Genomic DNA, 11,521 nt, shown 5'->3' on the forward strand with positions numbered 1-11,521 from the left:
TGTTTATGAACAAAGAACAAATTTTACAAGCACTTCAAGAAGAAGTAAAAGGATTTAATGAGATAATTGCTACCGAAAAAGGAGATTGGATTGTTAAAGGATTTATTGATATTTACAAAAATATTTATACGATTTCAATAGATACAAAAGTAGTTTCAAAAGTCATTGAACTACTATTAATACCAGCTTTCGAAAACTTTGCAAACAAGTATAATTTAAGATTAGAGCTTCCCGCTCAACAAAATCATTATCCAGATTTAACATTTATATGTAAAACAACTGGAGCAAAATTTGCAGTTGACATTAAAAGCACTTTTATAGATTCTGGTAATAAAATCAAAAGTATGACACTTGGTGCATTTACTGGTTATTTCAGAAATGCAGCAAGTACAAAAAATATTGCTTATCCATACGAATCATATGAAGCTCATCTTGTTTTAGGTGTTATTTACAAACAAAACAAAGAAGGGCAAAACGAAAAGAATATTTATAAATTAGATGATATTGAAAAAATTGAATCTGTTATAAAAGATTTTCAATTCTTTGTTCAGCCTAAATATAAGATTGCATCTGCATCCCCAGGAAGTGGAAATACCAAAAATATTGGAGCAACAATCAAAATAGATGAATTAATTAATGGAAAAGGGATATTTTCAGAACTCGGAGAAGATATTTATCGTGATTTTTGGAAATATTATCTAACCAAAGATATGGCCAAAGCATTAGAAATTGAGCGACCTTATACTAACTTGAAAACTTATTTAGAATACAAGCAAAGAGGAATTGATGTTCTTAAAGAACATCAAGACGAGATAAACAAACTCAATGAAGAAGAAACTGATTTAGAAGAAGATGATGACACAGAACAATAGTATAAATATTTTGCAAACCAAACTTTTTTCTGTCCCAACAGTTTCAAAATTTCCAACAACAAGGTATCAAGGAAGTAAACTGAAATATGTTGATTGGATATGGAATTGTATTAAAGATTTAAAATTCAATACAGTATTGGATGCTTTTGGTGGGACTTCGGTAGTGGCATATAAAATGAAAAAAAATGGAAAAATTGTTACTTATAACGATATTTTATTTTTTAACCATATTATAGGTAAAGCACTAATTGAAAATGATAATGAAAAGATTGATAATGAAGATTTGGATTTCATTTTAACAAAACACGAAAATACAAACTATCCAAATTTTATCGAAACAACATTTGATGATGTTTATTTTACCGATGATGAAAATAAATGGTTAGATATGGTTGTTACTAATATAAAATTGATTCCAAATGAATACAAAAAAGCTATAGCTTTTTTTGCATTATTTCAATCTTGTATTATAAAAAGACCCTACAATTTGTTCCATAGGAAAAATCTCTACATACGTTTTCAAGAAGTTAAAAGAAGCTTTGGGAACAAAGTCACTTGGGACACACCTTTTGATACACATTTCAAAAACTTCATACAAGAAGCCAATAATGCTATTTTTTCAAATTGTCAAAAAAACATTTCCATCAATAAAGATATTTCATCAATAAAAAATAATTTTGACCTTGTTTACATTGACAGTCCATATATTTCAGAAAATGGTGTTGGATTAGATTATTTAGATTTTTATCATTTTTTAGAAGGAATAATGAATTATGATGATTGGGCAGAAATGATTGACCCTAAATCAAAACACAAAAGATTAAAATTAAAAAAATCTGATTGGAGTAAGAAAGACAAAATTGAATTTGCTTTTGAATCTTTAATTGAACAATTCAGAGACAGCATACTTGTCATATCTTACCGTTCTGATGGAATTCCTTCAATTGAAAAAATCAAGGATATTTTGATACTTAACGGTAAAAAAATAACTATTCACGAAAGTAATGAAATGAAATACGTTTTAAGTAATAAAAAATCTTCTGAAATTTTAATTGTAGCTGAATAGCTGTTGACTTAAAATCATCATCTTCACGAAAAGGGGCTTCCTACAACATGCTACAAGCAATTTGGGTATTTGGCTTGATTTAAAATTGGTTTTGTATTTGGAAGATTAGCAAATCTGAATAATGGGCTTAATTTAACCCCAAACTGCTTGTAGCGTGGGAAAGTAAACGTTAACTGTAACCTTTAACCACGATTGTATATAAAATATAATATGAAAAAAACAATCTGTTTGTTGTTACTTAATTTTGTATATTTTTCAAACGCACAAAGTTTTGATATTGTCTATACAAAAGCCTATAAGTCTAATTTTTGTGGTCCGGAAACATTTAGATTTTCATTTGGGAACGATCAGATAATTAGAACTGATATTTTTTACAATACAATGGAATGGTTCCCTTCTCGACGAAAATCTACAGAATATACAAACGAAGGATTTTATTTAGAAACTTGGTCGCCAGGATTTTTTCTAGAAGAAAATGGCGTTGATGATTATTATAAAATTGATAAAAAATTCTATAGTATATATTACGATAAAAAAGGTGGAAGCCTTCTATGTTTTTTAGAATTTGGAGAAGTGAATGGAAGATTAGATATTGATAGCGGAAAATTTTATTACACACAATTAGGTTATGAAATAATGTGTAAAAAGTAATTAAAACTATAATACAACAGCTACAACGGATATGGGCTAAAGTTATTGTTGCTGACTTTGCTGGAATAAATCCAAATGTATTTTGCGAAGTAGGAATAACACACACAGTAGGAAAAACCGTAATTCCATTTACTCAGTCAATAAATGATGTTCCTTCAGATTTGAGGTATCATAGAGTTTTATTACATTATCCAAACGACCAAGGTTATAAGATCTTACTAGCGAAGCGATTAAGAACCTTGTTTCCTTACAAAGAGCTTTGGTAGAAAAAAGTACCTATAATAGCGAATATAACGGATTTGAGTAAATAGGCTAAATTGAATTAGTAAAAAAAAAGGGAAAAGTTAAGGTTGTATTTTTAAACTTTAACTTTTTTAGATTCCTCTTCGTAATTTTCTTTTTTTCTTTTGTTTAGGTTGCTTTGGAATGTAATCATTTGTATTCTCAGCCCGTAGTATAATATCAATTGGATTAGTTTTTAAATGATCTTCTGACTCCAAATTTTCAGTATTATTAGAAAGAAATATAATTGACCTCTGATTATTGTTTTCAATGTGAGACATGGTTGGCTCACACCGCTCCAAAATTCCTTTTGCGCTATATTGTTTTCCCAATCTACTTCCATTAAAAACGCATTGAGTTACATGATCAACATACGTTATTCCATACAGTTGTCCATCGTTGCTTTTTCTTAAAACTACATGAATACCTTCGCTTTTCAGTCTGTCTGCTAACTTTTCAGGAGATTTGATCATTTCATATATAAAAGTCTCTCTTATAATATTTCTCACATGGTTTTTATGTGATTCTTTTTTTATCTCATTAATCTTGAATCTTTGTTCCAGAAATTTTAATGTCGGCTTATTGTAAAAATCACTTGCCTTGATTGGCACTCCAACTGGTTTCGAATCTTTATCAAGTATCTTATAAAGCAGTCCATTGTTTTTAAAAACTCTGGATTCTTCAGTTCCTCTGTCAGCATGAACATTATACTGGTTTAAAATGGCATTGAGTTCTGGAAGGCTTGAATATTTATATTCAAATAAAACTTTGTTTAAAACTCCATTGATAGCCTTTTTGGACGCTGTTTTTCCATATTCTACTTTGCGGTTTGCAATTGGCAGTAAAGAAAATTGTTCTTTTGTTTTTCTACCTTCAGCTTTTACAAGACCAAAGGCTTCTTCTATTTCTTTTCTTGCAGGTTCTGATTTTCTAACCCCCAACAAATGAAGATCAATCCTTTTTCCGTCTCTTTCAATATTATTTGTAATCAGATGTAGATGCGGGTGTCCCGCGTCATAGTGCTGATAAACCAGAAAAGGCTGCTTACCGAATCCGATTTTTTCCATGTAAACTTTTGCAATTTCATTAAGTTTTTCTTTAGAATGGTTTTCCGAAGGATCAAAATTTAATGATATATGTACAGCGTTTCGCTTAACGTTTTCGTTAAGTGAAGCCTGTTTTATAAAACGGTTGAGTTTTAAAGTAAAATTAAGCCTGTCGAGTTCTAGAGGAAAGTTAATAGCACTTATGCATTCTGCCTTTCCTTCTTTTACTTTCATCTCATTATAGTTTAAAATTCGCTGTACTGAAGTACTGGTTTTTATAACTGCAACCATTGCTCTGAGAATTTTTGAGAGTGCATTTTGATTTCCTCCATTTTTTCCAATAGCTTCTTTTTATCTATTTCAAACCAGAATGCCTGTGTTTTAAATTCGGATATAGTCTTAAAAGAATTCATCTTTTTGGCAATCTGGTTGATATTATTTCCAATTGAATTAAGTTCACTGTTTAGAGTCATTACTTCTTCAATGTAATCATCAAAAGAAGCATTCCGATATGTGGTTACAATGGGTTTGTTAAATAAGTGTCTTCTTATATGGTCACTTAATTTTCGGCAGGTACTTGCTCTAAATCTTTTTTCCAGTTCGGCATACTCCAAGGTAGTTAATCGCAGTCCCACGATTCGTGTTCTGTTTGAATTTTCTCTTTTCATCATCTTTCATTTTCATTGTTTTCAAACTCTTCTTTCTAGTGTCTCCACCACCGAGTTCCGAGGTAATAGGTGGCAAGATAGGCGGTTGTTAAACAACCGTTCATCTTGCTGATTGCAGGAACGTGGCAATCTTTGGAGATTTTTAAAAACAGGCTTCTAATTTAGAGAAAATATTTGAATGTATCATGCGCAAAATATGGTCATGATGGCTGTAGGCTGTTACAATGGATAAATGCTTAAAAAAAGAAAAAGGAAAAAAGAAAGCAGTCTTCAATTGGACAGGCAGACAGCTGAAGTGCTATAAGTCCCGAAGGGCATTTTTTTGAGGAACGAAGAAAAATGTTATGCGCACTTCTCTGGCTGTGTCCAATACCTTGCTTTACTTTTTTTCTTTTCAAGAACTTTATTAGAATTTTAGTTTATTTTTATAATCGAACATTACAGGAACTAATGGAAGAATATAGCGATTTTGATAAACTAACTTTAATATTATCTGAAAACAAGATATCTTCATTTGTTGATGATTCAAATGGATCAAATATGAAGTCATTTCATAAAAGATTGACAAAAAAGAATATTCCAAAAATTTATGTAATTAAAGAAGGCAATTTATTTCTCTATATTGGTGTAACAACACAATCATTAACCTCTCGATTTAGATATGGATTAAATGCTAATGGAGAAAATGGTTATCATGGCTATAAGTGGAAAACAAAGGAAACAGTACAATTATATGTTTGGTGCTTAGAAACATTAAATAAAGAACAAATTGAAAATATTGAGTCAGAACTGGTCTTTATTATAAGAACAAAAACCGGAAAATGGCCTTTAAAGCAGAAAGAAATTCATTTTAATAATGAATTTGATGAAGGAAAGGCAATTGCGGAAAAAATATTTAGTCAAATCCAATAATGCATTTAGTATAACGTAATAAACATTCAAAAGATTAATAGATGAGTAGAAAAGGAAGAGAATTTGAGATTGAATATGAAAAATATTACAGAATGCTTGATTCTTCAATATATAAAGTTGAGTCTCCTAGCTTCTTAACAGATAAAATTACAGGAATCAAAAGAGAGGTTGATATATTAATTAGCTTTCAGGATGAAAAAAATATTGAAAGAAAGATTTCAATTGAATGCAGGGATCGACCAAATACAGTACAAGATGTCACTTGGATTGAACAACTGGCAACAAAAAAAATGATTTAGGGATAGATATTACCATAGCAACAACAACAAATTCATTCACTAAACCTGCAATTTTGAAAGCGAAAGCTTATGGTATCGTTGTCCAGACATCTACTAAAATAGATGAAGACTTTATAAAAAAGTTAACACAAGTTCATTATTATACTGTATCATTTTTAAAAGTAAAGGCTGTTGATTTGATGTTTTTTGATGATTCAGGTTTGATAATAGACAAAAATGCTATAAAACTTAGTGCTACGCAAGAGGAAAAAAATATTATTGAAGAATATATTAATGAGTCATTTATGTGGTCTAACGTTATAAATACAAATTACCAGAGTATATATAGCTTTACTGAGAATGGTATTGATTGTTTTATGAACAATCATAAAATTGATATTGGTACAGATCATAAAATTGCAAAAAGCATATTTAAACTCAAGACAATAACAAAAATTTATCTTGAATTGGAAATAAATGCAGTTAACATAAACATACCTTTACTTGAAGGATTAATAATTAATGACCCCGTTTCCGGTTCTTTATATGGTTCTAGAAAGGAATTTAAGAATTCGGATTTTGAAATAGAAGAAGTTAATTCAAGTAATCAAAATTTGTTCAAACTAAAAATAGATTATAAAAGTGTAATTAATGAAGATTTAAAACTTGTTTCCATTTTGTCTCCCCCTAATTTAGAAGACCTTATGCTAAAAGCAGGAACTCAGATAGAAATGATAATGGATAATTTTAAAGGGGATTATTTTTTTGGAAAAGTGATTTTTAAAGAAATATGGACATAAACAGTCTTAGATAGCATAGAACTATTTTCAATGTATAGGATAACGAAAAGTAATGAATTGCAAAAAGTTCAATTCGATACCCCATTATTTTACCGTCAAAAATAAAACTACAATAGAATTCGATATCGATTAAATTGTAAAAACAAAAAAGAGACTTCAAAGTCTCTTTTTTGGAATTAATCTTTTATAAAGCTTATTTCTTATTTGACCTTTAGTAATTTTTCCAAATATTCAATTTTGTCCTGTTCAGATTTTAATAATCTTTCATAAAGTCTTTTATTCTCTTCTACAGACTCCATTAATTTATCAAGTGGATTGAAATTACAGCTGTATGCATTTCCATTGACTACATTGCTATCATTGTAAGTATTTCCGATTATATTTAAAACAGCTTCTTCTGAAAAATTCTTAATCGCATCTACAGTAACCCCTAAAGCTTTTGCCACTTCTGCTAATTTTTCATCATCAATAGTTTCGCTGTTTTCTAAAATAGAAACAGTCTGCTGGTTTGTTCCCATAGCCTGCGCAAGCGCTTCCTGTTTCATGTCTTTCAGTTCACGGATACGGCTGATTTTGCGCCCCATGTGATTCGGTTTTGTTAATGTACTCATAACTCAAAGATAATAATTAAGAATAAAAAAGCTGGATTCATGTATGATACAAAAAATCTCATGTACGGTACGGTAAAATTTGATACCATACAGTACTGGCATTTGCTTACTTGCCTGTGTGTTAAACAAAAATACAATTTTTCACACAAGTATTAACTAAAATGAGTAAAATTATGAAAGCAATTCAAGACACCACATCCGATTTAATTTATCGAGTTATTTCTAAGAACATCGATCCGATAGGCATTTACTGTTTTGCAGAGAAGAAAAGCAGTTATACTTTTAATGAGCCTTTTCAAAAGCCTGTTAAAAAAGAAAAGCATGTTCATCTTTATCTGCTGGTCATAGCAGAAGAGTTCGAAGATAACATTGCCAATGACATTACCGATAAGATTAAGGGCAGATCAAAAGGCCTAATAACCGTCACTATTCTCTTGCACAGCGTGCGAAATATTGTGAAATTATACGGTGACCAGCAGTTATTCTTATATAATATTATTAGGAACTCGCAGGCTCTGTTTATTGATACTGAAAAGCATCCTAAAGTTGCCGTTAATTCTGGTATACGCCATGTAAAAAGCACCACATTATATGCTGGAGACCGAAGTACTGTTACTGCATCGATCTGGGATCTAATTTACAATAATGATCAATATTTTTCCTATGAAGTCAGAATGAGTTCCCTTCATCAGATCGTAGAGCAGACATGTCTTTCACTTATAAGGGTATTTCTGGGCTACACACCTAACCATTTTTCTATGGGCTACTTATTTGAACTGTGCGAATACTTTACAGGCATAACTTCTGATTACTTCCCCCGAAACAGCAGGGATGAAAAAAATATGTTCAGACTTCTGAAAAAGAATCCAAACACGCTTCGATTCAGCAGAAGAAACAGCTCTGATTATCTGTACTATCAGCTGATGGAGGACAGATGCCGTGATTTTATGAAAGAGGCAGAAGTTATGATTCAGAAGGAATTATTAAGACTTGAGGAAATTCATCAGGATGTGACTTTATCAGCATAAAAAAATGAAGTTATGGAAACCGATGAAATCAAAAAACTAAAAACTATCAGAGTATTAAGCGGAAGACTGCTTAATACTCTGAAACCAGCTGACGACAAAAGGGGAATGTATAATGCAGAGATAAGAGTTTACGATTATTATGAACTTGCCTCTGTTATCACAAACCTGATAAAGCTGTGTATTATCACTACACATCAGGACAGCGCAGAAGTTCCTCCGACGATTGAAAATCAGCATATTGATGTTGGGCTTATACTGGGAGTTGCTCTTCAGTTATTTCCAGTTGACGAATTTGAGCTTCTAAATGAGATTAACGACCTGTTTTCAGAAAATAAAGAAGAGACAGCATAGCCAACATTAAGTTTAATATTTAAAATTATGGAAACTGATAAAATAAAAACACTGGAAGAATTTAAAGATTTTGCATCCTATCATTTTAAACTGCTGAAACCTGCTGGGGACAAAGGCAGGGAATCAATACGTGAGATAAGATTTTATGGTTATGCAGATATGACATGTCTGGGAGTGAATCTTATTAGAATGTGCCTGAATGTGGTTTATTCGGATGAACTTGATAACAGAGATATTTACATAGGTTCAATTCTGGAACTTGCTCTTCAGCTGATTCCAAGTGCCGAAATAGAGGTTCTGGACGAAATATACAGAATGCTGAATGAGAGCGAAGATAAATGAACACTACACTAAATAAGTTTATTAATAATGATAGAATTTTTTATGTACATATTATGTCCATGAGAATGACAGAAAAGTGACTTATCTTTATAGTAATCTGAAAAATGATTGAGTTATGATAAGTAAATTTCACTCATGATTCTCAGTGATTTAGGTTTTATATTTGTTTTATCCCCACCATATTTTGATCAGGATAAAATGAAAAAAGTGTTATAGCTTTATAGCGATTAATGATTGTGGAACAAAAAAGACCGAGGCTCGGTCTTTTTTTAATGAAGAGGAATTGTGAAATGAGAAATGAAGATGAGAATGAAAGAGGGAAAATGACGGCAGAGCAAGCTATGAAAATGCTGAAAGATGAGAATGTTGATGTAACGCTTGAACAGGCAGGTAAAGTATTAGATTTTTTACGACTGCTTGCCAAAGTAACAGTTTTGAATTATTTAAAGAATAAGAGGGATGAAAAAGACAGCAGATTTATATGTGAGAGTGAGTACAGACGAGCAGGCGGAAAAAGGTTACTCGCAAAGAAATCAAGAGGAAATGCTAAGAAAGTACTGTGAGATTAATTGTATTGCTGTAAGGGATGTTATTTATGAAGATCATTCTGCAAAAACGTTTAATAGACCCAAATGGAAACTTTATCTAACAACAATTAAACGGTACAAAAATAAAACGGATTTGATCTTATTTACCAAATGGGACAGGTTCAGCAGAAATGCTGGCGATGCATACCAGATGATTAATACTCTGAGAAGACTTGGTGTTGAGCCACAAGCAATAGAACAGCCTTTAGATTTGTCTATTCCAGAAAACAAAATGATGCTTGCTTTTTATCTAGCAGCTCCTGAAGTAGAAAATGACAGACGGGCGTTAAATACTTTTCACGGTATGAGAAGAGCCAGAAAAGAGGGGCGATATATGGGACTGGCTCCTTCTGGTTACATAAACAAAATAACCGAGGATGGTAAGAAATATATAACTTTTGACCAGCCTGAAGCATCCATCTTAAAATGGTGTTTTGAAGAAATTGCAAAAGATATTTTTAATACGGAGCAGATTTTTCTTCAGGCAAAAAGAAAAGGACTTAAAACAAGTAAAAATAATTTCTGGAGACAAATCCGCAATCCTCTTTATTGTGGAAAAATTTTAATTCCGAAATTCAAAGACGAGGAAGCAAAATACGTAATGGGCTCACACGAGCCATTAATTTCTGAGGCGCTATTTTATCTTGTTCAAGATGTTTTAGAAGGACGAAGAAAGAATTTCAGAACTAAATCTACAATCTCCGAACCATTTCCTCTTAAAGGCTTATTTAAGTGCCCTCTATGTAATAAAATCTTAACTGCAAGCATATCTAAAGGAAGAAACAGCCATTATTCGTATTATCATTGCTATAAGGGCTGTAATTACAGAATCAGATCGTGTGAGGTTAACCGCATTTTCTATGAACAATTACAAAAGTATATTCCAAAACCTGAAACAGAAAAGATTTACATAACAGCTGTTAAAGAATATTTTAATGATTTCAATAAGGAATCAATTGCAGAAAAGAACAGAGTAATTTCTCAGCTGAAAGAATTTGAACAGAAGATTTCTTATATCAGAGATTTGCTCGCTTCAAGAAAGATTGAAGTGAAAGATTACACTGAGATGAAAACTGACTATGACAATAAAATTCATCGACTTGAAATTAAATTAGCAGATTTAGCTGGCGAGAATATTAGTCTTTCGGATTTATTAAAAACAGGAATTAAAAATTTGATGAAGCTTAATGAATGCTGTAGCGAAGCGGATTTAACTCATTTTAGAAATATTATCGGTTCAATATATCCTGAAAAATTCACAATCGAAGAAAAGCAGTTTCGAACCGCAAGAATAAATGAGGTCGTTAAGCTAGTTTACTTAATTAATGAGGAATTAGACCCAAAGAATAACGGGACAAAGAAGAAAAAATCTTCTTTGTCCCGTCAAGTGACCGCGGAGGGGTTCGAACCCCCAACCCTCAGAGCCGAAATCTGATATTCTATCCAGTTGAACTACGCGGTCAAAAATATTTAATTTGGAATTTTATTATACCAATAACTTTTTAACGATTGCAGAAATGGTTTTTCCCTCAGCAGTTCCGCCCAATTGAGCAGAGGCTAATCCCATAACTTTACCCATTGAAGCAATTCCAGAAGCTCCAGTTTCAGCAATGATTTTTGCTACAACGGCTTCTACTTCTTCTTCGCTTAATTGAGCAGGCAAAAATTTCTCGATTACAGCAACCTGAGCCAATTCTGGTTCAGCTAAATCAGGACGATTTTGCTCTGTAAAAATTCTCGCGCTTTCTTTACGGGTTTTAACTAGTCTTTGAAGTAATTTAACTTCATCGTCTTCTGTTAATTCTTCTTTTGACCCTGAAGCTGTTGCAGCCAATAACATTTCAGATTTAATAGCTCTTAATGCTTCTAATGCAACTGTATCTTTTGCTCTCATGGCGGTTTTGATCTCGTCCATGATTAATGTTTGTAAACTCATCGTTTTATTTTATTTAAATAAGCTCAAGGCTTATATATTGTTATGATTATTTGAATTATTCCCGACTTCACTTCAAATGACAATAAGATTC

General features: G+C 31.6%; 15 protein-coding genes and 1 tRNA gene. 11 read left to right on the forward strand and 5 right to left on the reverse strand.

The genetic code is table 11. The features are described from left to right. Nucleotides 1-5 precede the first annotated feature (5 nt). The 3 genes from Q7C23_RS04745 (at nt 6) to Q7C23_RS04755 (ending at nt 2,589) form a co-directional block, all read left to right on the forward strand. Nucleotides 6-872, forward strand: coding sequence for a type II restriction endonuclease (locus Q7C23_RS04745; RefSeq protein ID WP_375031424.1), 867 nt, complete (start codon nt 6-8; stop codon nt 870-872). A 10-nt stretch (nt 873-882) separates the two neighbouring features. Further along, complete coding sequence (locus Q7C23_RS04750) at nt 883-1,938, forward strand: DNA adenine methylase (RefSeq protein WP_375031425.1); 1,056 nt, start codon at nt 883-885, stop codon at nt 1,936-1,938. Nucleotides 1,939-2,148: 210 nt separating this feature from the next. Then, on the forward strand, nt 2,149-2,589 hold the full coding sequence (locus Q7C23_RS04755; RefSeq protein WP_375031426.1) for a hypothetical protein: 441 nt from the start codon (nt 2,149-2,151) through the stop codon (nt 2,587-2,589). 374 nt (nt 2,590-2,963) lie between these two features. Here the strand turns inward: Q7C23_RS04755 and Q7C23_RS04760 are convergent, their stop codons facing one another. Next, a complete protein-coding gene (locus tag Q7C23_RS04760) occupies nt 2,964-4,208 on the reverse strand; it encodes a relaxase/mobilization nuclease domain-containing protein (RefSeq protein WP_375031427.1) in 1,245 nt (414 codons plus the stop codon). Next, the gene (gene mobC / locus Q7C23_RS04765) at nt 4,193-4,588 is read right to left on the reverse strand and encodes a plasmid mobilization relaxosome protein MobC (protein WP_375031428.1); all 396 of its coding nucleotides are present in this window, start codon (nt 4,586-4,588) and stop codon (nt 4,193-4,195) included. The genes Q7C23_RS04760 and mobC overlap by 16 nt, the downstream gene beginning before the upstream one ends. 447 nt (nt 4,589-5,035) lie before the next feature. Between mobC and Q7C23_RS04770 the strand changes: the two genes are divergently transcribed. The 3 genes from Q7C23_RS04770 to Q7C23_RS04780 are packed head-to-tail and all read left to right on the forward strand — an operon-like array spanning nt 5,036 to nt 6,575. Continuing rightward, a complete protein-coding gene (locus tag Q7C23_RS04770; protein ID WP_375031429.1) occupies nt 5,036-5,497 on the forward strand; it encodes a hypothetical protein in 462 nt (153 codons plus the stop codon). Between the two features lie 41 nt (nt 5,498-5,538). Next, nucleotides 5,539-5,796 (forward strand): hypothetical protein, encoded by a 258-nt coding sequence (locus Q7C23_RS04775; protein ID WP_375031430.1) that lies wholly within the window; start codon nt 5,539-5,541, stop codon nt 5,794-5,796. A 53-nt stretch (nt 5,797-5,849) separates the two neighbouring features. Continuing rightward, a complete protein-coding gene (locus tag Q7C23_RS04780) occupies nt 5,850-6,575 on the forward strand; it encodes a hypothetical protein (protein ID WP_375031431.1) in 726 nt (241 codons plus the stop codon). A gap of 200 nt (nt 6,576-6,775) precedes the next feature. On the opposite strand, the gene Q7C23_RS04785 is transcribed toward Q7C23_RS04780, so the two are convergent. Next, nucleotides 6,776-7,186 (reverse strand): helix-turn-helix domain-containing protein, encoded by a 411-nt coding sequence (locus Q7C23_RS04785; RefSeq protein ID WP_375031432.1) that lies wholly within the window; start codon nt 7,184-7,186, stop codon nt 6,776-6,778. Between the two features lie 173 nt (nt 7,187-7,359). Here Q7C23_RS04785 and Q7C23_RS04790 point away from each other — a divergent pair, with 173 nt between their 5' ends. From Q7C23_RS04790 to Q7C23_RS04810, 5 genes are all read left to right on the forward strand, one after another. Then, complete coding sequence (locus Q7C23_RS04790) at nt 7,360-8,214, forward strand: hypothetical protein (RefSeq protein ID WP_375031433.1); 855 nt, start codon at nt 7,360-7,362, stop codon at nt 8,212-8,214. 12 nt (nt 8,215-8,226) lie between these two features. Beyond that, a complete protein-coding gene (locus tag Q7C23_RS04795) occupies nt 8,227-8,565 on the forward strand; it encodes a hypothetical protein (RefSeq protein ID WP_375031434.1) in 339 nt (112 codons plus the stop codon). A gap of 27 nt (nt 8,566-8,592) precedes the next feature. Then, nucleotides 8,593-8,907, forward strand: a complete 315-nt coding sequence (locus Q7C23_RS04800; protein ID WP_375031435.1) for a hypothetical protein — start codon at nt 8,593-8,595, stop codon at nt 8,905-8,907. Nucleotides 8,908-9,197: 290 nt separating this feature from the next. Next, nucleotides 9,198-9,470 (forward strand): hypothetical protein, encoded by a 273-nt coding sequence (locus tag Q7C23_RS04805; protein ID WP_375031436.1) that lies wholly within the window; start codon nt 9,198-9,200, stop codon nt 9,468-9,470. After that, entirely contained in the window at nt 9,367-10,929 is a 1,563-nt protein-coding gene (locus Q7C23_RS04810; RefSeq protein WP_375031476.1) for a recombinase family protein, read from the forward strand. Before Q7C23_RS04805 ends, Q7C23_RS04810 begins: the two co-directional genes overlap by 104 nt. Here the strand turns inward: Q7C23_RS04810 and Q7C23_RS04815 are convergent. Both Q7C23_RS04815 and Q7C23_RS04820 read right to left on the reverse strand, forming a co-directional pair. Further along, nucleotides 10,883-10,956, reverse strand: a tRNA-Arg gene (locus Q7C23_RS04815). The genes Q7C23_RS04810 and Q7C23_RS04815 overlap by 47 nt on opposite strands. A 24-nt stretch (nt 10,957-10,980) precedes the next feature. Continuing rightward, nucleotides 10,981-11,430: a GatB/YqeY domain-containing protein gene (locus Q7C23_RS04820; RefSeq protein WP_074659845.1), complete on the reverse strand. Its 450-nt coding sequence runs from the start codon at nt 11,428-11,430 to the stop codon at nt 10,981-10,983. Nucleotides 11,431-11,521 lie beyond the last annotated feature (91 nt).

It is taken from the genome of Flavobacterium sp. LAR06, from assembly GCF_041946075.1.
Taxonomy (GTDB): Bacteria; Bacteroidota; Bacteroidia; order Flavobacteriales; family Flavobacteriaceae; genus Flavobacterium.

Coding starts and splice junctions, on each gene's coding strand:
- Q7C23_RS04760 (WP_375031427.1), bottom strand. CDS start 4,208: ATGGTTGCAGTTATAAAAACCAGTACTTCAGTACAGCGAATTTTAAAC.
- Q7C23_RS04810 (WP_375031476.1), top strand. CDS start 9,367: ATGAAAAAGACAGCAGATTTATATGTGAGAGTGAGTACAGACGAGCAG.
- Q7C23_RS04800 (WP_375031435.1), top strand. CDS start 8,593: ATGGAAACTGATAAAATAAAAACACTGGAAGAATTTAAAGATTTTGCA.
- Q7C23_RS04795 (WP_375031434.1), top strand. CDS start 8,227: ATGGAAACCGATGAAATCAAAAAACTAAAAACTATCAGAGTATTAAGC.
- Q7C23_RS04805 (WP_375031436.1), top strand. CDS start 9,198: ATGAGAAATGAAGATGAGAATGAAAGAGGGAAAATGACGGCAGAGCAA.
- Q7C23_RS04770 (WP_375031429.1), top strand. CDS start 5,036: ATGGAAGAATATAGCGATTTTGATAAACTAACTTTAATATTATCTGAA.
- Q7C23_RS04775 (WP_375031430.1), top strand. CDS start 5,539: ATGAGTAGAAAAGGAAGAGAATTTGAGATTGAATATGAAAAATATTAC.
- Q7C23_RS04820 (WP_074659845.1), bottom strand. CDS start 11,430: ATGAGTTTACAAACATTAATCATGGACGAGATCAAAACCGCCATGAGA.
- Q7C23_RS04790 (WP_375031433.1), top strand. CDS start 7,360: ATGAAAGCAATTCAAGACACCACATCCGATTTAATTTATCGAGTTATT.
- Q7C23_RS04755 (WP_375031426.1), top strand. CDS start 2,149: ATGAAAAAAACAATCTGTTTGTTGTTACTTAATTTTGTATATTTTTCA.
- Q7C23_RS04745 (WP_375031424.1), top strand. CDS start 6: ATGAACAAAGAACAAATTTTACAAGCACTTCAAGAAGAAGTAAAAGGA.
- mobC (WP_375031428.1), bottom strand. CDS start 4,588: ATGATGAAAAGAGAAAATTCAAACAGAACACGAATCGTGGGACTGCGA.
- Q7C23_RS04785 (WP_375031432.1), bottom strand. CDS start 7,186: ATGAGTACATTAACAAAACCGAATCACATGGGGCGCAAAATCAGCCGT.